21 protein-coding genes are annotated in these 23,328 nt (G+C 39.3%); 6 read left to right on the top strand and 15 right to left on the bottom strand.

The features are described 5' to 3' along the window. Positions 1–21 precede the first annotated feature (21 nt). The 5 genes from ABVM49_RS02855 to ABVM49_RS02835 all read right to left on the bottom strand — a co-directional run bounded on the left by ABVM49_RS02855 (position 22) and on the right by ABVM49_RS02835 (position 5,709). Positions 22–441: a hypothetical protein gene (locus ABVM49_RS02855; RefSeq protein ID WP_405202945.1), complete on the bottom strand. Its 420-nt coding sequence runs from the start codon at positions 439–441 to the stop codon at positions 22–24. Positions 442–443: 2 nt separating this feature from the next. Next, positions 444–1,328 (bottom strand): N-acyl homoserine lactonase family protein, encoded by an 885-nt coding sequence (locus tag ABVM49_RS02850; RefSeq protein WP_405202944.1) that lies wholly within the window; start codon positions 1,326–1,328, stop codon positions 444–446. Between the two features lie 29 nt (positions 1,329–1,357). Further along, positions 1,358–2,803 (bottom strand): Fe-S cluster assembly protein SufB, encoded by a 1,446-nt coding sequence (sufB, locus tag ABVM49_RS02845; protein WP_038598934.1) that lies wholly within the window; start codon positions 2,801–2,803, stop codon positions 1,358–1,360. A 55-nt stretch (positions 2,804–2,858) separates the two neighbouring features. Beyond that, entirely contained in the window at positions 2,859–3,188 is a 330-nt protein-coding gene (locus tag ABVM49_RS02840) for an iron-sulfur cluster assembly accessory protein (RefSeq protein ID WP_035327050.1), read from the bottom strand. A 139-nt stretch (positions 3,189–3,327) separates the two neighbouring features. Then, positions 3,328–5,709: a hypothetical protein gene (locus tag ABVM49_RS02835; protein ID WP_405202943.1), complete on the bottom strand. Its 2,382-nt coding sequence runs from the start codon at positions 5,707–5,709 to the stop codon at positions 3,328–3,330. 85 nt (positions 5,710–5,794) lie between these two features. Between ABVM49_RS02835 and ABVM49_RS02830 the strand changes: the two genes are divergently transcribed. Genes ABVM49_RS02830 through ABVM49_RS02820 form a run of 3 tightly spaced genes read left to right on the top strand, consistent with a single transcriptional unit; the run spans position 5,795 to position 9,720 of the window. Next, on the top strand, positions 5,795–7,834 hold the full coding sequence (locus ABVM49_RS02830) for a TonB-dependent receptor family protein (protein WP_405202942.1): 2,040 nt from the start codon (positions 5,795–5,797) through the stop codon (positions 7,832–7,834). Between the two features lie 3 nt (positions 7,835–7,837). After that, entirely contained in the window at positions 7,838–8,596 is a 759-nt protein-coding gene (locus ABVM49_RS02825; RefSeq protein WP_405202941.1) for a sulfite exporter TauE/SafE family protein, read from the top strand. 56 nt (positions 8,597–8,652) lie between these two features. After that, positions 8,653–9,720 (top strand): ThuA domain-containing protein, encoded by a 1,068-nt coding sequence (locus tag ABVM49_RS02820; protein WP_405202940.1) that lies wholly within the window; start codon positions 8,653–8,655, stop codon positions 9,718–9,720. 8 nt (positions 9,721–9,728) lie between these two features. Here ABVM49_RS02820 and ABVM49_RS02815 read toward each other — a convergent pair whose 3' ends face one another. The 6 genes from ABVM49_RS02815 to ABVM49_RS02790 form a co-directional block, all read right to left on the bottom strand. After that, a complete protein-coding gene (locus ABVM49_RS02815) occupies positions 9,729–9,950 on the bottom strand; it encodes a hypothetical protein (RefSeq protein ID WP_035327058.1) in 222 nt (73 codons plus the stop codon). Between the two features lie 122 nt (positions 9,951–10,072). After that, positions 10,073–11,140 carry a cytochrome-c peroxidase gene (locus ABVM49_RS02810; protein WP_405202939.1) on the bottom strand — a complete coding sequence of 356 codons (1,068 nt, stop codon included), beginning with the start codon at positions 11,138–11,140 and terminating at the stop codon, positions 10,073–10,075. Further along, a complete protein-coding gene (locus ABVM49_RS02805; RefSeq protein WP_405202938.1) occupies positions 11,141–11,890 on the bottom strand; it encodes an MbnP family protein in 750 nt (249 codons plus the stop codon). Between the two features lie 8 nt (positions 11,891–11,898). Beyond that, complete coding sequence (locus ABVM49_RS02800; protein WP_405202937.1) at positions 11,899–13,347, bottom strand: hypothetical protein; 1,449 nt, start codon at positions 13,345–13,347, stop codon at positions 11,899–11,901. A gap of 2 nt (positions 13,348–13,349) precedes the next feature. Continuing rightward, positions 13,350–14,591: a choice-of-anchor B family protein gene (locus tag ABVM49_RS02795; protein WP_405202936.1), complete on the bottom strand. Its 1,242-nt coding sequence runs from the start codon at positions 14,589–14,591 to the stop codon at positions 13,350–13,352. Further along, positions 14,588–16,015, bottom strand: a complete 1,428-nt coding sequence (locus tag ABVM49_RS02790) for a choice-of-anchor B family protein (RefSeq protein WP_405202935.1) — start codon at positions 16,013–16,015, stop codon at positions 14,588–14,590. Before ABVM49_RS02790 ends, ABVM49_RS02795 begins: the two co-directional genes overlap by 4 nt. A 146-nt stretch (positions 16,016–16,161) precedes the next feature. Between ABVM49_RS02790 and thiL the strand changes: the two genes are divergently transcribed. Continuing rightward, positions 16,162–17,214, top strand: coding sequence for a thiamine-phosphate kinase (thiL, locus tag ABVM49_RS02785; protein ID WP_405202934.1), 1,053 nt, complete (start codon positions 16,162–16,164; stop codon positions 17,212–17,214). Here the strand turns inward: thiL and ABVM49_RS02780 are convergent. Continuing rightward, the gene (locus ABVM49_RS02780; RefSeq protein ID WP_405202933.1) at positions 17,211–17,465 is read right to left on the bottom strand and encodes a hypothetical protein; all 255 of its coding nucleotides are present in this window, start codon (positions 17,463–17,465) and stop codon (positions 17,211–17,213) included. The two genes, thiL and ABVM49_RS02780, sit on opposite strands and share 4 nt — an antisense overlap. Before the next feature lie 189 nt (positions 17,466–17,654). Next, positions 17,655–18,440 carry an alpha/beta fold hydrolase gene (locus ABVM49_RS02775; protein ID WP_405202932.1) on the bottom strand — a complete coding sequence of 262 codons (786 nt, stop codon included), beginning with the start codon at positions 18,438–18,440 and terminating at the stop codon, positions 17,655–17,657. Between the two features lie 35 nt (positions 18,441–18,475). Between ABVM49_RS02775 and brnQ the strand changes: the two genes are divergently transcribed. After that, entirely contained in the window at positions 18,476–19,750 is a 1,275-nt protein-coding gene (gene brnQ / locus ABVM49_RS02770; protein ID WP_405202931.1) for a branched-chain amino acid transport system II carrier protein, read from the top strand. Here the strand turns inward: brnQ and ABVM49_RS02765 are convergent. Then, positions 19,747–20,403 (bottom strand): hypothetical protein, encoded by a 657-nt coding sequence (locus ABVM49_RS02765; RefSeq protein WP_035327077.1) that lies wholly within the window; start codon positions 20,401–20,403, stop codon positions 19,747–19,749. The two genes, brnQ and ABVM49_RS02765, sit on opposite strands and share 4 nt — an antisense overlap. A 99-nt stretch (positions 20,404–20,502) precedes the next feature. Between ABVM49_RS02765 and ABVM49_RS02760 the strand changes: the two genes are divergently transcribed. Further along, complete coding sequence (locus tag ABVM49_RS02760; RefSeq protein WP_405202929.1) at positions 20,503–21,828, top strand: aspartate kinase; 1,326 nt, start codon at positions 20,503–20,505, stop codon at positions 21,826–21,828. A 75-nt stretch (positions 21,829–21,903) separates the two neighbouring features. On the opposite strand, the gene ABVM49_RS02755 is transcribed toward ABVM49_RS02760, so the two are convergent. Further along, positions 21,904–23,196 (bottom strand): aminopeptidase P family protein, encoded by a 1,293-nt coding sequence (locus tag ABVM49_RS02755; protein ID WP_405202928.1) that lies wholly within the window; start codon positions 23,194–23,196, stop codon positions 21,904–21,906. Positions 23,197–23,328: the final 132 nt, after the last annotated feature.

Genomic DNA, 23,328 nt, shown 5'->3' with positions numbered 1-23,328 from the left:
TTCTACGTTCTAATTGTGCGATTATTTACCGCTTTCTACTTTTAAAGATCCGCCCTCTGTTTTGAGTTTGTCTCCTGCTTCTAATTTTAATGGAGCCTCACCTGTTGGTGCCTTGACTTCAAGTATTTCTTTTATCGTTACAATCTCATCCCAACCTTCTTCTCCAGCTGCTTTTGAGTGTAATTCTCCTTTTATGATTACTGGCACCATATCAAACTCATCACGTTGTAATGGTTTTATAATAGTTGCCAGCTCGTACATTTTTTCATCTAGTGTTACGCCATAAATAAAAGTGTCTCCTTTAAGTACAGCAGCATCTGCTAGATAAATAAATTCTCCCTCTAGTGTTTCAAATTCGGTAGCAACTTGATTACTTGCTGGGGTTTCCTTGCAAGAAATAAATGCTATTATCGCTATCGCTAAGAGGAGAAATTTTTTCATTCTTAATTAAGTATTGCTGGTGTTTTTGCAAAATCTTCGGCGTCGTGCTGTATGATTACCGTTGCGTTTTGCGCTTTCGCGAAAGCTTCAAATTCCTTTATACTCTTCTCTGTTTCTGGGATGTCGTAGTTAAACTGCGGTATAACAGCGTCTTGTCTATTTTTCTCAAAGTGATATATATCACCAGATAATAGAGTAGGACCATTGTTTTTAAGTTGTAAAAACAATACTTGGTGTCCTGCAGTGTGACCAGGCATAGATTTTATGATAACTGTACCGTCGCCAAAAACATCTTTGTCTCCATCTAGCTTTTCTACATTAGTAAGCTGGTTAAAGCTAGCTGGTGCATAAAAACTATTTCCTTTAATTTCCTCACTGTTTGCAAAGTCATACTCTGTAGATTGTACAAACCACTTGGCCTTAGGAAAATGATTTGCAGCTCCCGTGTGATCAAAATGTATGTGAGAAAAAGCAATCATATCTACATCTTCTGATGTCATACCTACACTCGCAAGTTGTGTCTTTATAGAGTCTTTACGAGAGATGGTAAAAGCACCGCCTTCTGGTGTATATGGCTCTTGGCCTACTAGCATCTCTGGTAAACCTGTATCCCAAAGCAGCACTCCATCTGGATGCTTGATTACATAAAAAGCATCTGCAAGTTCTTTTGACTCTCCTTTATACGTGTCTCCTTGAGCAAACAGATTAAGGTTATTTGCTTGTACAGTACCTCCAGAAAATTTGTAAAGAGTTATTTCTGGTGTTTCATTAGTATCAGCTTCCGTTTTTTCTTGAGCATCTCTATTGCCATCTTCACCCCCTTTTTTAAACTCCTCACACGAAGTAAAAAGGCCAGCAATGATTGCTATAACAACTAGTTTTTTCATATTTAAGTTTTATTGAATATAATGATAATCTATCCTACAGATCCTTCTAGACTTATCTCAAGTAACTTCTGAGCTTCTACAGCAAACTCCATAGGTAGTTTGTTAAGCACCTCTTTTGAGAACCCGTTTACGATAAGGGCAATTGCCTTCTCGGTATCAATACCACGCTGGTTACAGTAAAAAATCTGGTCTTCACCTATTTTACTGGTAGTTGCCTCGTGCTCTACCTGAGCAGTCTTATTTTTTGTCTCAATATATGGGAAGGTGTGGGCTCCACACTCGTTGCCCATAAGTAGTGAATCACATTGCGAGAAGTTACGCGCATTTGTGGCTCCAGAGTTAATCTTTACAAGACCTCTATATGAGTTTTGAGATTTACCGGCAGAGATACCTTTTGAGATAATCGTACTTTTAGTATTCTTACCTAAGTGTATCATCTTTGTACCCGTATCTGCTTGCTGGTGATTATTAGTCACAGCGATAGAGTAAAATTCTCCTATTGAGTTATCACCTTTTAAGATACAAGAAGGATATTTCCACGTTACGGCAGATCCTGTCTCTACTTGTGTCCAAGAGATTTTTGCATTTTTCTCACAAAGACCACGCTTTGTTACAAAGTTGTAAACACCTCCTTTACCCTCTGCATTACCAGGGTACCAGTTTTGCACAGTACTATACTTAATCTCTGCATCATCTAGAGCGATAAGCTCTACCACTGCGGCGTGTAGTTGATTTTCATCACGGCTAGGTGCTGTACAACCTTCTAGGTAACTTACATAACTACCCTCATCTGCCACGAGTAATGTTCTTTCAAACTGTCCAGTACCTCCTTGATTTATACGGAAGTAAGTAGAGAGCTCCATAGGGCAACGCACCCCTTTAGGAATGTAACAGAAAGATCCGTCAGAAAATACAGCACTGTTAAGAGCTGCATAGTAGTTGTCTTTTACGGGAACAATGGTGCCTAGATGCTTACGCACTAATTCTGGATGTTCTTTTATTGCCTCAGAGATACTCATAAAGATGATCCCTTTTTCGGCAAGTGTTTTCTTAAATGTAGTTGCTACAGATACAGAGTCTACTACAATATCCATCGCGACATTGTTCATTCTCTTTTGCTCATCTATAGAGATACCTAGTTTTTTGTACATCGCCAGTAAATCTGGATCTACATCATCTAGGGTTTTATTAGGGTCTACAGATTTTGGTGCAGAGTAATATGCGATAGATTGAAAATCTGGCTTTTCATAATTTACATTTGCCCAGTCTGGTTCTTCCATCGACTGCCACACTTTGTAAGCTTCAAGCCTCCAGTCTGTCATCCATTGTGGTTCTTCCTTTTTCTTAGAAATTGCACGAATGATGTCTTCATTTAATCCTACAGGAAAAGTCTCAGTCTCGATGTCTGTAAAAAAACCATACTCATATTCTTTGGTTTTTAACTCTTCCCTTAAATCGTCTTCAGTATATGCCATTGTATCTTTTTCTAGCTAGGGTACGCTTTCGCGAAAGCGTACTAACATTTTTTATTTATAGTGAGAAACTTTCTCCGCAACCACAAGTACGTTGTGCATTGGGATTGTTAAACACAAAACCTTTACCATTAAGTCCTCCGCTATACTCTAGCGTAGTACCTATGAGGTAGAGAAAACTTTTTTTGTCTACGATTAGTTTTACATCGTTGTCTTCAAAAACTTTATCATCTTCTTTATGAGCTTTGTCAAAATGAAGGTCATATGACAAGCCACTGCAACCACCACTTTTTACACCTACGCGCACATAGTCCGTGGTTACATCAAAACCGTCCTCCTGCATAAGGCTGGCGATCTTAATTTTTGCTGCTGAATCTACTTTAATCATAATGGGTACAAATAGTTTGCAAATATACGGCTTAAGTCGCGTTTTTCAAGACATCCTAACATATAACTAACAGATGGCGAGATAGGTGTTTTCTATAGTTGTGGTGTATATGGTGTTTTATGCGTTGTACATAGGTCATTTATAGGGTTTTCATAAAGCCTAGGTTATCTATAATGATTACTCCTTCTGGGGTTTTGTCAAACCTAAATACTAGATTATTTATAGAGGAGATGTCAAAGTCTGGGTTCCTTTCTTGAATCTCTGCAAATGGAAACATAAAGGTTTGAAAAATGTTTTCTGAGTCGCTATCATCTGTGATAAACTGTGACTTCCATATGCGTACTTCTATTTCGCGTTGCAATGCAGAAAAATCACTAAGGCAGAAGGTAACTTTTTGACCATCGCTGTTTGAAATGATGATACTAAAATCTATAGGTGCGTCTGGGATGTCGTCCTCAAGCTTTTCATCATCTGTTTCATTTTCCTTTTCAATTTCTTTTTCGAGCTCGTTTTCTGTAGCATCTTCAGTTTCAGTCTCAAGGTCATCTTCATCTTCATTATCATTCCATTTTCCGCTAGATTTAGGGTTTGTATTTTCTGTAGACTCAGCGAGGGTAAAAGTGAGTGCCATTGTGCTATCTAAGGGCTCTGGCTTAAAAGTATACTCATAGGTTGCCACTAGTGAGTCTGGTATAGGATGACCTTCCTCTATATCTTTATAATGCCAGCCCACGTAAGCCGCTCGAGAACCTTTTTCTCCCCATTTAAGACTAATTTCTTGCTCTCGCCAGACAGTGACATTTATACTCTTAATTGTAGTGCTGTCTTTTGTGCCTGTGGTTACATTAAAATCTTCATCATATGTTGCTAGCGGAGTAAAAGAGCTATCTTCATACTGACTTAAATAGATTGTTTCTGGAAGCCAGTCTGCGCCTGTTCGAGCATCTGCAAATAGTGGCTTATAGCTCATCTTATCTGTAAGTGTTGTTTCTAAAAAAGCACTTATGTAAACGCGGGCAATCTCGCGTTGTTCCTCTCCAGATAGAAGCTGCTTGTTATTAAGAAAATAAGTGCTGGCATCTGAGGTATCATTTTCTCCCCAGCTGGTGTTAAACTGGCCGTGATTTGCTCCTTGTACATACACCGCAGATTTAAAATGTGATGTGCTATCTGAGAAGGTGATTCGCTCATATTGTTTTGACCCAGCAAAGGAAGTCACATCACCATCTTGAGAACCGTGTATAGTAAGGTAGCTCACATCTTTTAGTTCATTAGGCGCATCGCCAGGTTGATACTGCCCATCTACCGGTGCAATAGCTACTATAGATTTGATATTAAAATTATAGTCTAAGGGTATGGACGCATCATCAGAGTAGTAGGGTAGGGTATTCATAAAAGCGGCGTGACCTACAGCTTCTCCACCCCTAGAGTGTCCTATAAGGGCAATACTAGTTGTGTCTATTTTTTGATAAAAAGGATGATCCTCAGTTTTGTTCCACTCGTGCCATACACGTAGGTGTTCTAATAGCATCCAGCCTCTGGCATCGTTTTCCTCATCAAGTCCGCCCGTAACATCTGCCCAAGAGCCATTAAGAAAGTTTTGATCTACAGATACAGTAATAATACCTCTAGAAGCAAGTAGCTCTCCAAGATACTCATAACCTACATCTGAGAAGTCTGACATTAAGTGATTACCGTGTACAATGAGCGCGAGTGGGAATGGCCCTTCTCCTTCTGGATACCATACATACCCATTAAGCGGTAACTCTTTGTCATCAAAATCCCAAAAGTGTTCCCTATACCAGCCACTGAGACCCTCCCAATTATCTAAAAAAGGAACACCACTTACGGGTTTTGTAGTAAAGGTGACATCTTTGCCAAATTCTGGTCTATGTTTGTCCTTACCACTACCGTATGTTATCTTTTTTACAGTATAATCTCCTCGTGCTGCAGGTGACGGAGCTTCTATTTTTTGTACTGCATTTTTATGCAGTGCAGCAGCATTAAGTACTGGTTTTATGTCAAAACCGCGTGGGAGTAATCCATTAATAACACTTACCAAACTTATGATGCCAACTAGCAGGCACAGAAGTGCAATTCCTTTTTTAACCTTAGATAAGGATGAAAATACATTTGTGGTAAATAGTGCGATAACTCCACCTATTAAGGAGATAATACAAAAAGCAAAAAACACATAGATACCCTCAAAGGCGAGTGCTACAAATAATAGAGGGGTTGCAATGAGCAGCGCTAGCTTCAATATTTTAGGCATACGGTTGTATTTCTTTAGAATCCATAAAAAGAAATATGCGCTAAGCACTATGATTATCACAAAGACCGCAAAGAAGAGTAAAAACCAAGGGTCTTTTGATTTTGTGACAGAAGCGATAGCTGCTATAGTAAATAAAATGGCACTTACTATGAGCAGGGCAATCGCTGCTCCTCGCGTGCTCGTTTTGCCCGGAGTTACTTTTGCGAGAATCTTATAAAACCATTTTTTTAACTTCTTGAGTTTTTTCATCTTAATTGTATGATTGGTATAAGTAAAGGTAGCTTTATTTTGATGTTCTTCTGGTAGGCAGTACTTTTCGGTAAAAATTAAGCCATTGAAAAAGACACGCATCGTAACGCTTATCAATTTGTTAGCTTTTGCATCAATTTGTTACAGTCAGACGGGGTCAATACCTGAGCAAACTATAGATACTGTAATCATACAATCTACTAGAATACAAAGTACTCTAGACAGAATTCCTGCCGCTGTTTCTGTAATTAAAACTGTACCACAAGATGCAACACGACAGCAATTATCACTACAAGAATATGTACAGGGAGTTCCTGGAGTTTTTACTCAGAATGTGACGAACTTTGCTCAAGATTTAAGAGTCTCAATACGCGGTTTTGGAGCACGGTCTAGTTTTGGGATACGTGGGATAAAACTTATTGTAGACGGCATACCAGAAACTACGCCAGATGGTCAAGGGCAATTAGATAACCTCACTTTAGGAATTATAGATGGTATAGAGGTTATAAAAGGACCTAGCTCGAGTCTTTACGGAAATGCCTCTGGAGGAGTTATTGATATAAAAACGAGGTCTTATGATTCGGAAAATCTAGGTACTGAAATAAAGGTGGGCGCTGGTGCTTTCGGTTTTCAAAATTATCAAGCTACAGCAGCTATAGGAGACTCACTAGCGAGTTATATCTTTCACGCAAATTATATGCAGTCTGATGGATACAGAGATCAAAGTGGTTTTGAGCAAATTAATACTAATTTTAAAGGAAGATTTGCACTTGCAGACAGCCTTTATCTAACCACCATAATTAATTACACAGATGCACCGCAGGCAGATGACCCTGGAGGGTTAACACTAGAAGAGGTAAACACAAATAGAAGACAAGCCCGCGATCGCAACCAGCTTTTTAAAACAGGAGAAGCGATCTCACAGCTTAAAGTAGGAGCGAGTTTAGAGTGGTTGATAAATAAAAAGAGCAGCTTCACCACCTATGGGTTTTATAGCAATAGGCTTTTTGATGGACTACTTCCTTTTGAAAATGGTGGTATAGTAGACCTCAATCGTAATTATATGGGTCAGGGAGCAGCTTATAGATATACTAAGGGTCATAACACCTTACAAGTAGGGTATGATTTTGCTTTTCAAAATGACAGGCGCCGCAGGTTTCAAAACCTTGAAGGCGAGCAAGGAGATCTTTCTCTTAGTCAAAAGGAAAAGTTTACAAACCTTGGAGTTTACCTGACAGATCACTTCAATATTGATAAATGGCTTTTTACCGCCGGGGCTAGATTTGATTACAATAAACTTTCGGCAGATGATGATTTTCTTAGTGATGGAGATGATTCTGGGAGTGTGACTTTAAATTCTTTTAATCCTAGTGCGGGTGTGAGTTACGCTTTCGCGAAAGCGTTTATACCCTTTATAAATGTGTCAACCAGTTTTGAAACTCCATCATTATCTGAGGTGTCTACGAGTCCAGATGGTCTCTCCGGCTTTAATGAAAATTTAGCTCCTCAAAAAGCAACAAGTGTTGAAGTGGGTGTTAAGGGAGCCTTAAGTAACAAGCTGCGTTATCAAGTAACCACTTTTAGTATAAATACACGTGACGACCTTGTGCCTTTTGAACTAGAGGCTTTTCCAGATCGCGAGTTTTATAGAAATGCAGGCAAAACTAACAGGCTAGGTGTTGAGGTGGAGGGGCAGTATGCCTTCTCAAAAAACCTGCAAGCCACAGCATCATATACCTACTCAGATTTTACTTATGATGAGTTTACCGTGGGAGATGCAGATTATGCGGGTAATGCCTTGCCTGGTATTGCAAAGCATATGTCTACTTTGGGATTATTATATGATACAGAGGCAGGTTTTAGTGCACGGGTGAGTGCAAACTTTATAGGGTCACAGTTTGCACAAGATAGTAATGAGACAGAGATAGACGGCTACGAGCTGGTAAACGTGCAGCTTAGTTACCAGACACTTTTTAGAAAAATACAAATCAAGCCGTATCTTGGGATCAATAATGCACTCGATCAAGAATACACAGATAATGTGCGTATCAATGCTTTTGGCAATAGATTTTATGAGCCAGCACCTGGATTTACAATGTATGGAGGGGTGATCTTAAATTTTTAAAAAGTGACAGAATTACAAACATATGCTATCGCCATCATAGGAGCCTTAATAGCTGGAGGGATTAACACCCTTGCAGGTAACGGTAGCGCCATAACACTCACCATACTAACCGAGGTGCTAGGCTTACCTCCTAATGTAGCAAACGGCACAAACAGAATAGGCATCTTTACACAGTGTGCAGCAACCTCGTGGGTGTTTCATAAAAACGGGAGGCTTAACATCGCTCGTCATAAAAAGTACATCATTCCCATTTTTATAGGCGCGGTTGCGGGAGGCCTGCTTGCGATAAATGTAAGTAATGAGCAGTTTAGAGCTGTGTTTAAATTTATGATGCTCTTTATGCTTGTTGCTGTACTCGTAAGACCTAAACGCTGGTTGCGAGAGACAGATCTTGAGTTTAGACCTAAGTGGTATATCTACATTCCGCTATTATTTGCACTAGGCTTTTATGGCGGATTTATACAGATGGGGATGGGAGTCTTCTTTCTTATTATTATGGTGCTGGGTATGCGTATGAATATCATAGAAAGTAATGCGCTTAAAGGATTTGTCATAGGTCTCTATACGTTATTCGTGATAGGCCTCTTTCATTTTCAAGGTCTTATTGACTGGAAACTAGGGTTTATTATGGCTGTAGGACAAACCATAGGAGGTTTTCTCACCGCTCGCTTTGCCACAAAGTATAAGGGAGCAGATAAGGTGGCTTACTATGTTTTAATAGTAGTGCTTATAGCAGCCATTGCAAAATTATTTTTATTTTAAGTGTCCGCTTTCGCGAAAGCGTGATACCTACTCACATTATCAAAAAAACTATTTATATGAAACATCTCTATCTAGCAGTACTCACTTTTATGTCCCTTATAATAATAGGGTGTGGAGAGCAAGGTCAAACAGAAAAACAAGAAGAGATGCAGCCCAAAAAGTTGCGTGCACTCGTAATAGATGGTCAGAATAATCACGGAGTATGGCCTAAAACTTCTGTGATGATGAAATCTTACCTTGAAGAAACAGGCCTATTTATAGTAGACCTTCATCGTGCAAAATACTTGTATCAAGGTCCACACCACGGCACTGTAGATGGTATCAATCACGATAGTATAACAAGGTTGGTAGATCTATATAGATGGGAAGATTATAGAGTACATACTTCTACAGATACCATTACGCCAGACCCAAGTTTTAATCCACAATTTAATAAGTATGATGTGGTTATTTCAAATTTTGGGATGGACTCAAGCGGGTGGACAGATGAGGTGAAATCTAATTTTGAGCAGTATATGGCAAACGGTGGAGGACTTGTAGTTGTACACGCGGCAAATAATTCTTTTGGAAACTGGGAGGCATATAACAAGATGATAGGTGTAGGTGGTTGGGGTCATCGTGACCTTACCAAAGGAAAGCAGATCTATTATAATGAAAATGATGAGCAAGTTATCGCTCCTGCAAACGGGGAGGAATCTTCTCACGGCCCAGAGGTTGAGTTTTTAATTACGACCAGAGCGCCAGAGCATCCTATTATGAAAGATCTACCTGCAGAGTGGTTACATACTAAAGACGAATTATATGACCGTCTGCGTGGTCCTGCCGAAAATGTTACAGTACTAGCCACTGCATACTCAGATGTAGACGGCAATGCACAACCCTGGGCACCAGAAAATAAGGGGTCTGGGCGTACAGAGCCATTACTTATGGCTATAAACTACGAGGAGGGTCGCGTATTTCATACAGCGCTAGGACATATGGATTACTCTATGGAGGGTGTTGGGTTTATTACAACACTACAAAGAGGAGCAGAGTGGGCAGCTACAGGGAAGGTAACCCAGGAGGTTCCAAAAGATTTTCCAACAAAAAAGAGCGCAAAAATGCGCTCTTATAATCCTTTATAAAAATGTAATTAAGCAGCAAGTCTACCCTTAATACGTTTTTCTATTTTTTTCTTTTTTACTGTAAGACGTTTCATAACCTCCATAAGGTGGCTATCTTTTGTTTTTTTGTAAATCTCGTTTATGGCAAGAATGAGTTTCTTTCCTTCTCTAGAAGCGGCAACTCTGTCGCTTGTAGACATATGACTCATTGTTCTATTTTCATAAACTTCAGCTTGTTGTAAGAGGTCCATAACTAATTTGTTTAATTTTTGGTTAAATTAATTAAACATTGTTTATTTAGCTAGAAATTAATGGCATTTATGATTATTTTATGATTTAAAAGCCTTATGTGCAGGTCAAACCAAAAGCATTGTTAAAATTCTTTAAACCTGTTGTCAAGCAAGAAGTCGTTATCGGTAAGTGTTTTAAGAAATGCAATGATTTTTTCCTTTTCATCTTGAGTAATATCTAAGCCTAGTGTGCCATCTGGGCGTACAAGAAGTGGGTCTAGATTATCACTAGCGGTTATACCATCTGTATAAAAGTCTAGTACATCTTGTAGTGACTGTAATCTACCATCGTGCATATATGGAAAGGTGATTTCAATATTACGTAAACTGGGTACTTTAAACTTTCTATTATCTTCTGGCAACCCAGTAACACGCTCCCTGCCTATATCATTAAATGCTGGGTCTATGGCTAGTCCATTATTGCGATATGTCTGGTCTGTTTGCAAGGAGCCTGCGTGACAGCTAGCACACTTAGCATCAAAGAGAATGCGACCCGCATCTTCATCTGGGGTAAGTGTGACGGCCTCACCACGTTCCCACTTGTCATATTTTGAGTTTGCACTTATCATCATCACTATAAATTGTGATAATGCCTTAAATGTGCGCTCTGTTGTAATCTCTTCGTCGCCAAAAGCATTTGCATATAACTGCGGATAGTTGTCATCATCACGCAGTTTATTAAGCACATTAGAGATGGTTTCGTTCATTTCCTTTTCTGCCGTAATAGGGATAATAAATTGCGAGTCTAAAAACGTTGCGGCACCATCCCAAGTAAAGTCTGCCATAAATGCTAGGTTATGTAACGGCTGTGCATTGCGACTACCTATTTGCCCATCTACACCGTGACTGGTGATATGTGTATGATGGGTAAATGCAAACTCTTGAATGTGACAAAAACCACAAGAAACGACTCCATCTGAAGCGAGCCTGCCATCAAAAAATAGTCTCTTACCCAGCTCAAAACCTTGCTCTGTAGGTGGATTTTGGGTAACGTCATATGTGCTCTCCGGAAAATTTGAAGGGATCTCAAAATTAAGCGCAGGATTTGGTAACGGCGTGTAGCCATCGTCTGTCATTACGCTAGTGTCATCTGTGCTTTCTGTAGAGCAGGAGATTGAGATGAAAAGCAGTATGTATAATAGTTGTTTCATTTATTCTATACTAAATGCTGTGCGTACATTTTCGGCAATTTTTGGAGCATTTTCTGGGTCTACTTGTATATCATCTTTGGCTACAAGAGACATTGTGTTTGTGCTGTCAAAAATCTTAGCCACATCAAAATTAATAGTTTGAGTTGTGGTGGTTGATGCGGTTACCGCTTTCGCGAAAGCGAGATTAATTTCCTTATAATTATCCAGATTTGCCCCGTGGCTCCCTACGTGATAGGTAAATGGGTTTGCATCATCTGTATCTACTGTGGTTGAATAGGTACCTTCAAATTTTAAAAATTTATATCCTGCAGACCACGTCCATAACATACCAGCCTCCTCTGCAGTAGGAATAAAATTTACAGAGCCAGACTCAATAGGGTAGCGTGTAGGGTCTACACCAAAACCAAAGTTTATACCCGTATAATCACCTACTGGGATGCTATCTAGTAGCGCCGTTTTTGAACCTGCCTCGTTTATGACAAAGTAACTTCTATCTACCGGTATCGTATGAACGGTGTTATCTGACCTTGTAAGCTGTATGTTTGAGATAATATACTTTAGTTCTGAAACGGTGTACCCTTCACCACTTAGGTTTGCATAGGTTTGCGTGTTGAGTGTGAGTGGAGATGACGCAACGGTGTTCTCAAAGACTAGGTTTAATGATCCATAAGCCGTATCCATATCATCATTATCTTCATTGCACGATAGCAAGAGGAGTGCGATTGTACATAAAGCGATTATCTGTTTCATAGTACTATTTAGTTAAGTTTTATAATTACGGCATCAGTTGCTCCTTTTGAGGCAACTAGGGGTCCACTTGTGCTATCTGTGTCTCCAGCGATAATTAATGTTCCATCTGTAGTGGCGGTGATGCCATAGCCAAAATCTTGACCATTACCGCCAAAGGATTGTTGCTTAATCAACTCACCGTCTTGATCTATAGAGACTACCCAGATATCGTTCTGGCCATTGTTAGTCGTTACCTGTCCATCTAGGCTACGCGAGGCACCCGTTATAGCATACCCATCTGGCGTTTGTGTGATGCTGCGAGTGGTTTCAAAATTGGACCCGCCTAGTGTTTTCTCCCAGAGTAGTTCTCCCTGGTCGCTTAGTTTTACCAGCCATACATCTGCGCTTCCGCGAAAATTTGTTACATCTCCATCACTACTTCTCGTGTCACCGGCTAGTAGGTAGGCTCCATCTGGCGTGGTGGTAGCTGTATATGCAATTTCTATCTGGCTACCTCCTAGCGATCGCTCCCAGAGTAAATCTCCGCTAGCGCTAAGTCTTACTGCCCAGAAGTCATAACTTCCTTGCGAGTCTGATATGTCAAAGTCGTTACTCTCTGAGTTACCTACCATAAGTATCCCGCCATCTGGTGCTTGTAAAGCCTCATATGACCTATCGTTATTGGTGCCTCCATAATACCTTCTCCACACTAGGTTACCGTTTGCGTCCAGTTTATGACCCCAAAACTCTCCTACGCCGTGTAGCGTAGCACGACTATTATCATTTGTGTTATTAGGGTCTTGTAAACCGTCATTACCTTCTCCTTGAGATGCTGTTACGTCTAGAAATCCTGAGGTAAAGAAGCCGCCATCTGTAGTCTGTATAAGTCCATATGCCTGATCTGAACCCGAAAAGCCATAGCTCTTCTGCCAGAGTATATTGCCTTGTGCATCAAGTTTTGCAATCCAGTGATCATAAAAGCCTGCATTTTCTGTCATATCACCATCGCTGCTCTCGCTGTAGCCTAGTATGGCATATCCTCCATCTGTGGTTGTAATTACTTTTGTGCCTCGGCTATCCTCACTTCCACCATAGGTTTTTGACCATTGTATAACACCATCTTGATCTGCTTTAACAAGCCATAGTTTATTAATCTGGCTATCATTATCTGTAACGTCACCGTCTACACTTTGTGTATGTCCTAGAGCAGCAAATCCTTCATCTGGAGTCGCCGCTACGGCTTGAAAAGTGTCTACTTGGCTTCCTCCATAAATGCTTGTGTATTGCACAGTAAAGCCTTCTTCTGGAGTCACTGTGTCGTCTGTATTTACTACATCATCTGTTATCGTGACATCGTCTGTAAGAAGCTCTTCATCATCTTTACAAGCAATGGCGATGAGGAGAAGTATATAAAGGGAGTAGGTACGCTTTCGCGAAAGCGTAAACCACATCATATTTATAAAGTTATATTTTTTCATTTTTAAGTACCAGATTTACGAATGACAAATAAGCCACGTGTGATGTCTGAAATAATAATATTGCCGCTATCAAAATACGGGTACACACTCCAGGCTCCATTAAACTCTGTAGCATTATTTTCTGGGTGGGTGTCAAAAGAACCTATGTCTGTTATGTTATCAAGGCTATTGCCGCTTATATCTGCAACGCGTAACCCTGCGGTGTAATTTGTTAGGTATAAATCAAAATCTTTTACATAGAGATTGTGGTCTATAGCTTGTGTAGGTCCAAAATAAGGACCGGTGTAAACGGGGTTGTCTAGGTCTGTAAGATCAAAGACGAGTGTTCTTGAGTTGAATCCAAATTCGGTTTCATCAAACTCATCATTTGCATAATAAATTGTATGATTTTCATCAAACCAGCCTTGATGTATGTAGCCTACATTATCTTGACTTACGGTAGCTATAAGCTGCGGATTTTCTTTATCTGTCACATCTGCTATGACTACAACATCTTCATTGCTGGCGAGTAAAATCTCTTGTCCTACATAATCCATATCTGGACCATTATAAGTTACCACTTGTGCATCGTGCGTATAGCCAGACCCTGCATAACCGCCTGCTGCAATAGGAGTAGATGGGGTACTTATATCTATAAAATGTGGACCGCCTAAAAATGTTTCTGTACCCACAACATAAGCAAATCCAGAATCTTCATTTATTACAATATTATGGGCGTTGCCTATGTCTGTATATAATGCATCTGCATCAAAGGTTATGGGGGTGTTTTGTGCATTACGTAATCTTGTGAGGTCAAAAACTTGCATCCCGTGGTTTGCCGCCTCACTCACAATAAATGCGTGGTCATTAAATACCTTTATGTCTCTCCATCTTGAGTTTATAGATGCTGTAGGTAGTTTACCTATGATAGATGGGTTTTGGGCATTTGTTATATCTATAAAAATGGTGCTTGCCTGGCCTCCTAGAATAGCATATTCACGTGATGTTGTAGCATCTGTCCAGCCCCAGATATCATTAAAGCCCGGTTCTCCTATAGTCTCTTGTGATAGATGGGACATAAGATCATAATTTGCACAGGGATAGATGTCTGCAAATCCATTAGTACAAGGTGTACGTACAAGTATATCTGTAACTACTTGTTCTGGTGCTGTAGGCTCTTCGGGTTCTGGTAACCCAGTAGCATCATCATCTTTACAAGAGAGAATTAGAAGTGCTAGAATGAGTATGTAAGATGTTATTTTCATTGAATAATAAGTCGTGTTGTGCTGTAATCTGTTTTAACAAAGTAGACCCCTTTGTTTAACTCTCTAACAGATATTGTGCCTTCTTTAGGGAGTTTCTTTGCAATAACTATTTGTCCAAGAACATTGTAAATCTTTACATCACCTATGATTTCTTTACTAGAAAGATGTACTTCATCTATTGCTGGGTTAGGATACATAGCTACAGAGATGTCTTTGCTGTCTATACTATCAACGCCCAGAGAGCTGTTTTGTTTTACAAGAAAAAAACCTCCGCCTCCACTTAGCACGATGTTACCGCTCTCAAAATAAGGATAGACATTCCAAAGTCCGCCACCAAATCCCGCCGAATCATCTGCAGGATAGGTGTCAAAGAATCCCATCTCTTCTATACTACCATTTTCTATACCCGAAATATTAATGAGGCGCATCCCTGCGCGGTAGTTTGATAAATAAAAGAGATCACCTAGTACGTAGCCATTATGATCTATCGCTTCTGTGGGTCCTTCATACTCAAAAGACAATACAGGGTTGTCAAGATCATTAAAGTCAAAAACGATAGTTCTCGTATTAAAACCAAAGTCTATCTCATCTGTTTCATCACCTAGTAAGAAGTAGCGCTGGTCTTCTGTAAACCAGCCTTGATGTGTATAGCCTATAGTAGGGTAGGTAATTGTAGAAATCTCAACAGGATTTGCTTTATCTGTTATATCTACAAGTGCGACAATATTTGCATTACTTCCTATAAGTATTTCTCTACCTGTATAATCTGTGTCTGGACCGCTATAAGTTACCACCTGTGCATCGTGACTGTAATTATTGAGCCCATAACCTCCAGCTGCCGTAGGATTTGTGGGGTCAGAAATATCTATAAAATGAGGTCCTCCATTAAAGGTTTGTGTACCCACGGCATATGCATAACCGCTCTCAGGGTTAATTACAATATTATGTGCATTACCAAAGCCATCATAGTGAGCGTCTTCTGTAAAAGTTACAGGAGTAGCAGTTATATCTGTAAGTCTTGTGAGGTCAAAAACTTGCATACCGTGGCCATTTGCTTCACTTACTATATAAGCGTGATTTTCATAAACCTTAATATCTCTCCATACACTTTCTGTTGTGTGCGTAGGCAAAGTACCTATAAGAACAATTTCATTTGGATTTGATATGTCTACAAAAGCAGTACCGTTGCGTAAGCCTATTATGGCATACTCTTTACCATCATCAGGATTAGTCCATCCCCAGCTGTCATTTACAAATGTAGTGTTGAGGTCTGCCTCAGTAAGTCTGTCTTGAAGATCAAAACCAAAACAAGGAAACTCACCCGCCATACCATTCTCACAAGGTGTTTGACTAGATAATAGCGTTACCTGAAAAACGGTAAAAAGAATTGCAAGTAGAATGTTTAGAGTAATTTGTAATCTCATAGGTGGAGGATTAGAATAGATAAATATACTAATGCAACAAGTGAGATGAGTAATTCCCTACAAAGGATTACTCTATTTAACACTTACCTAGCTGTCAAATTAGTTTTTATTGATCTTTAGAATTAGGTTTGATTATCTTTGCGGCTATGTTAGAAGATAAAAATCAAGAGCGTACATCATTGTCAGAATTAGGTGAGTTTGGACTTATAGACCACCTTACAAAACACTTTAAAATACACCATACATCTACTGTAAAAGGTGTGGGTGATGATGCTGCAATTCTCAATTTTCCAGATGAGCAGGTTGTGGTTACTACAGACCTGCTTGTAGAAGGGGTGCATTTTGATCTAAGCTATGTGCCTTTAAAACACCTTGGGTACAAAGCAGTAATGGTAAATCTATCTGATGTTTATGCGATGAATGCAGAGGCTACACAGATTACCGTATCAATAGCAGTTTCTAATAGATTTCCCCTAGAGGCAATAGAGGAGTTATATGCGGGTATACAAACTGCGTGTAATAATTATAAGGTAGACTTAGTAGGAGGAGATACAACCTCGTCTAACGTAGGTCTTGTTATAAGCGTTACTGCAATAGGTAAAGCAACACCAGAAGAATTAACTAAAAGATCTACAGCAAAGGCTGGTGATTTACTTGTAGTATCTGGAGATGTAGGAGCAGCATATATGGGGCTACAAATCTTAGAAAGAGAGAAAGCTGTTTTTAAAGTAAACCCAAGTAGCCAGCCAGACCTTGAGCAATATAGTTATCTTATAGAAAGACAACTTAAGCCAGAAGCACGTAAGGATGTAAAATCTATCTTACAATCCCTAGAAGTACAGCCTACATCTATGATAGATGTGAGTGATGGCTTGTCATCAGAGATATTACACGTCTGTAAAAATTCAGGTGTTGGATGTAATCTGTATGAGGATAAAATTCCGCTAGATCCACAAGTGATAAGTAGTTGTGAAGAGTTTGAACTTGATAGCACAACCATCGCATTAAGTGGTGGTGAAGATTATGAGTTGCTGTTTACTATTAAACAGGAAGACTTTCCAAAAATTAAGGCAAACCCTAATTTTTCAATCATAGGCCATATGACCGAAGAAAAAGAAGGAGCTCACCTTATTACAAGAGCAAATACTAAGATACCTCTTATAGCTCGTGGTTGGAATGCACTTTCTAATGAAGACTAAGAAGTACGTGACATTTTAGTGATGTAAAAATTTTCGTATACCTCATTAATGCGACGCATTTTTGGAGTAAGTGGGGTGTAGTGACCGTAACCATCTAGCGTATATTGTTTTTTACAGTGCGTACATTCAAATTCTTTTAAATGTGACTGGTAACGCTTCGTAATACGATACTTGTGTCCAAATATTTTACACGCAACAGCGGCTATTTGATTTCTTTTAGGTTGTTGGGGTTTGAGTTCTAGGGATTTCATTTCTTATGATTTGGGATATCAAAGTAAATAAATATCTATGAAATACACAAACATATCGACTAAAAGCACTAAAATTAATTTATATGTTAAAGTGTTTTAACGATTTACAAGGCTACAAACATAGAAGATTAGACATCAAACCATCTTTTTATGCTTATTAGAACTTAAATATATAATGATTTACCAGTCTCAATGACTTGTACTGGTCACAAATTCTTCCAATAAATTAGTCACGTTTTCAGTATCCGAGATATGAGACATATGACCACTATCTATGATTTTAAAAAATGCTATGTCTTTCTCAAAGTGGTCTTTATGAGTTTCTGCATTTATAATCCAGTCTTTAGTTCCTAGTATCATCCCTTGTGCAAAGGGAGCTTTTTTCCAAAAAGCGCTGAGGTCCTCACGTACTTGCATTCCACTATTAGCTGCGATATATCCTTGTACAGGAGTTTTTAATGCGTGATCTAGAGCTTCACTTATTTGATTGCGGTGTTTTGCTTTTGTCTTGGGGTCAAAAAGATTTGTAAAAGACATACGTACTAGCTGCTCGTACTGTGTTTTTGCCATCTTATTTGCCCTTGTGCGCAAAGCTACGCGTTCGTCGTCATCTGGTAGCGGTGTTGAGTTAAGTAAACAAAGTGATGTGATACGTTCTGGTTGCGCTTTCGCGAAAGCGAGACCCACATAACCACCCATAGAGTGGCCTACTAGATGCATTTTTGTGATTGCTAGAGAGTCAACCACTGTTTGTACACCGGCCGCCATATCGTCCATAGTGTGTACATACCCAGTATGACCAGAAGCACCGTGTCCCAAAAGGTCAATGCAAATGACTCTATGTCGAGATGCAAGTTTACTTTGTATAGCGTTCCACATAGTATGGTTTTCAAGAAAACCGTGAAGCAAAATAATAGGTGTACCAGATCCTGTATCTGTATAAAAAATGGAAGCACCTTTGTGGTTAATGGTCATTAGTTCTATATTGGAGGGCAAATATCAAGCAACCTATGAGAATGACCAAACAAACCTTCATTACAGCCTTTGCACTGTTCTCTCTTTTTTTTGGCGCGGGTAATTTAATCTTACCACCATTTTTAGGTTATAACGCCGGCAGCTCGTGGTGGCTAGTACTTTTAGGTTTTATTGTATCTGCAGTTGTGATACCTATACTCGCCATTTATGGGCACGCTAGATTGCAAGGTACAATGCTAGACTTTGCAAAAAAGGTATCGCCACTATTTGCTTTATTATATGGTGTAATTGTTTATGCCATCTCTATTGCACTGCCAGCGCCTCGCACCGCATCTGTGACTTATGAGATGGCCATACAGCCATATTTTGATATCTCTAGTTTAACCTTAAGTAGCCTCTATTTTATTCTTGTTTTAGTTTTTGTGCTCAATAGATCAAAAATGATGGACATTGTAGGTAAGTACCTCACTCCAGCTATATTAATTATTCTAGCTATTGTAATAGGTGTAGGGCTTTTTGGAGAATATGAGCCTATGCGCGCTTCTATTTTTGACAATACAATTACGAGCGGTATACTTGAGGGTTATCAAACTTTTGATGCTATAGGAGGTGTTGTAGTAGGAGGTGTAATTGTCATATCATTAGGTTTTAAAAACAGCACCCCTACCGAAAATAAGAGAATCATCACACAAGGAGGAATCATTGCTGGCTTAGGATTGTTATTTATTTATGGCGGCCTTATCTATCTAGGTGCTTTGCGTAGCGGAGGTGCAGAAGTGACAGATCGCACGGCTTTATTATCTATGCTTAGTGTAGACACACTAGGAGCTGTGGGTAGTAGAGTACTTGCGGTATTAGTTAGTCTTGCCTGTTTTACAACGGCAGTAGGTATTGTCACAGGTACATCAGATTTTGTAAAAGGAATTTTTAATAATTCGCAACTTGCATATAACATAACTGCGGTACTAGGTTGTTTGCTGGGCGTGGTAATGGGACAGCTAGATGTAATGTCTATTATTGCCGTAGCTGTACCTGCACTTATGTTTATTTACCCTATAACCATTGTGTTGATTATACTCAATGCCTTACCAGATAAGTGGACAACGGTACTTGTATTTAGGTCTGTAGTGATTGCGACTATTTTATTTAGCGCGCCAGATTTCTGGGCATCATTAGGCTTTAGTGAGCAAATGAAGAGTATACAAGAATTTATACCCCTAGGCACGGTAAGCTTAGGCTGGTTATTGCCTGCTGTGATAACACTTATTGCGGTAAATGTTTTAACGCTTTCGCGAAAGCGTACTACTTAAGATTGTAATTTTTTAATGGCAGAAAATGCTCTGTCTACAAGCTCATCTTCTACCAGAATTATAAATTCATTTGTAGTTGAAATTACCTCTTGAAGCGATATACCTTCCCAAGCAAGGCGTTTAAAAATCTGATAATATAAGCCAGCAACAGCTGTGTTACCTTGCGGCAATCGTATACTTATAGCTGAAAGGTTGCCTTGAAAATTGAGTATGTTTTCTGTTTTAAAGTGATCTCTTATGTGTGCCTCCTCACTAGCAGAGCTTATAAGTGTGCTCTCGTGTATACCGCGTGTAAACGTGTAAAAAACTTGCTGGTTTGTAGCGATGGTACTAAGTATCTGAGCGTGATTTTGGATAAGAGTTCCAGAGTTTTGAAATGTAAAAACGATTAGTTTTGATCGCACCGTGATATCACCTAGTCCATTAAGGACCTCCTTGAGTCGTAATGATTTTTGAGTATCTGTAGGAGAAGCATATCGTCTCAACGCCATAAGTATAGCACCATCCTTTACAGGCTTTTTAAGCATCTTAGACACCAGCGGATTTAAGTTTTCGGCCAGTGCGGCATAGTTTATTATCTTTTGAGATAATGCTTCTTCTAGGTAGGGCTGCTTTGCAATAATAGCCGCTACGCAATCTGATATTGTATTCAAATCGTTATATAGTTAACATTTTGTTCAAAATTAGTCTATTTTCTTCATTTATGCGGTTAGAATGAGTCACAGAAATACATTTGTATAAAAATGTAACCTATGCAAGTATTAAAATTTGGAGGAACCTCAGTAGGATCTCTAGAAAATATGGTGTCTGTACGTCATATCATAGACTCACCTCAACCTAAAATTGTTGTATTATCTGCAATGTCTGGTACTACAAATGCTCTTGTTGCTATTGCAACTGCAGCACGAGAAGGTGACGTAGCTACAGCACATAAAACAAGAGGAGATTTACAATCTAGATATGATGATGTTATTGAGCAATTGTTTACAGATAAACATATTAAATCTCTGGTTATAGGATATGTAGATGAGGTGTTTGCAGAGGTAGAGAGAATCACGGTAGAGAAGGAAATCACTTTGCAAATGGAAGAAGCTATTGTCGCTCAAGGTGAGTTGTTGTCTACATTTATATTTTGTCACTTTTTACAACAAGAAGGCCTTAGTGCTGCTTTATTACCAGCATTAGAGTTTATGAGAATAGATAAGGATAATGAGCCAGACCAGTTTTATATACGTCAAAATCTTGAGCGTGTGATAGAAAACGCGGGTCAGCATACCATTTACATCACTCAGGGCTTTATATGTCGCAACTATAGTGGTGAGATATCAAACCTACAACGAGGAGGAAGCGATTATACAGCAACCATTGTAGGTGCTGCAATTGAGTCTAGCGAGGTGCAAATCTGGACAGATATAGATGGTTTTCATAACAACGACCCGAGGTTTGTAGAGGAGACAAAAGCAATAGGTGCCCTTTGTTATGATGAGGCGGCAGAGCTCGCTTATTTTGGTGCAAAAATATTACACCCTCAGACTGTACAGCCCTTGCGAGAGGCGCGCATCCCGTTACGTTTAAAAAATACAATGGAGCCAGATGCGTCTGGTACTGTGATAACGCACAGATCACAAGGTGAAGGAATCAAAGCAATAGCTGCCAAAGATGGTATAACAGCACTCAAAATAAAGTCGAGCAAAATGTTACTCGCCCACGGTTTTTTAAGCAAAGTGTTTGACGTATTTGCACGCTACGAGACATCAATAGATATGATTACCACATCAGAAATCGCAGTGTCACTTACCATAGATAACACGAGTAATCTTGATGCCATTTTAACTGAGCTTGTTCAATTCTCACAAGTTGTGGTAGATGATAAGCAAAGTATTATATGCTTAGTGGGTAATGCGGTAAACCGTCATCCAGATACGCATAAACTATTCCAAGTATTGCAAGATGTGCAAGTGCGTATGATTTCCTTTGGAGGGAGTGATCATAACATATCTATACTGGTTGCCACAGAAGATAAAAAACGAGCACTTTCTTTATTACAAGAATATATGTTTGCAACCCCAGTTGCTTAATTAGAGAATCTAATAAAAACAAAAGCCCATCATTTTTATAAATGATGGGCTTTTTATATGATGTAACTAGCGTGTCTAGCTATTCATTAAATCTTCTATTTCTTGTACTGTGATAGGGATATCACGCATAAGATTAAAAGGCTCGCCAGACTCTTGGATAACTACATCATCCTCTAGTCTAATCCCAAAACCTTCATCTGGAATGTAAATTCCTGGCTCTACGGTAAAGACTTGATTTGCCTGCATAGGTTCGTGTAGTAAACCATAGTCGTGCGTGTCAAGACCTATGTGGTGAGAAGTGCCGTGCATAAAGTACTTCTTGTATGCTGGCCAGTCTGGGTTTTCATTTTGTACATCTACCTTGTCTAGTAGCCCTAAGCCTAGTAACTCAGAAGTCATAATCTTACCTACCTCTACGTGGTATTGCTCCCATAAAGTTCCTGGTACTAGGAGTTTTGTAGCCTCGTCTTTTACTTTTAAAACAGCATTGTAAACGGCTTTTTGTCTATCTGTAAAACGACCACTCACAGGTATGGTGCGCGTCATATCACTAGAGTAATTTGCATACTCTGCACCTACATCCATAAGGATAAGGTCTCCAGCCTTACATTGCTGGTTGTTTTCTATATAGTGTAGTACGTTTGCATTATTACCAGATGCAATAATAGGTGTGTATGCAAACTTTTTAGAACGGTTTCTTAAAAACTCGTGTATATATTCTGCCTCAATCTCATATTCCCATACCCCAGGTTTTACAAATCCAAGCACACGACGGAAACCTTTATTAGTAATATCGCAAGCCTTTTGCATAAGGTCTAGCTCAATTTGATCTTTTACAGAGCGCAGGCGTTGTAAGATAGGGTTGCTCTTTGCTACACTGTGAGCAGGGTACTTCGCTTTCCACCATTTTGTAAAGCGATCTTCACGAGTCTCTGTCTCATCACTTGCTCTGTAGTGCTCATTAGTATTTACATATACTGTCTCTGCATAGGTCATAAGTTCTGCAAATACTTTTTCTAGGTCTTGCAGCCAGAGTACCGTTTTAACTCCAGAAGTAGCTGTGGCTTTTTCTTTGGTAAGTTTTTCACCTTCCCAGACAGCAATATGATCATTTGTTTCTCTTACAAAAAGAATCTCGCGGTACTTCTCTTTTGGACAGTCCGGAAACATAACAAGCACAGACTCTTCTTGGTCTACACCACTTAGATAAAAAATATCACGGTGTTGCTCAAAAGGGAGTGTGCTATCTGCACTCACGGGGTAAATATCATTACTATTAAAAACGGCTAGACTATTTGGCTTCATTTGGGCCATAAAGTTCTTGCGATTTTTTATAAAAAGTGCGTTGTCTATAAGGTCGTATTTCATTGTAACTCTAGATTAGAATGTAAAAATACAAATTTGGGTACGCTTTCGCGAAAGCGTAACAACTCATAACCCCAAAAAAGAACTCACACTTGTTAAACTAAATCCAAAAGTTTTCTTAAAATAAGTCCTTTG

Origin of the sequence: Dokdonia sp. LLG6352-1 (assembly GCF_045055815.1) — a bacterium.
GTDB classification, from domain to species: Bacteria; Bacteroidota; Bacteroidia; order Flavobacteriales; family Flavobacteriaceae; genus Dokdonia; species Dokdonia donghaensis.
This window is presented reverse-complemented; position numbering and strand designations above follow the sequence as displayed.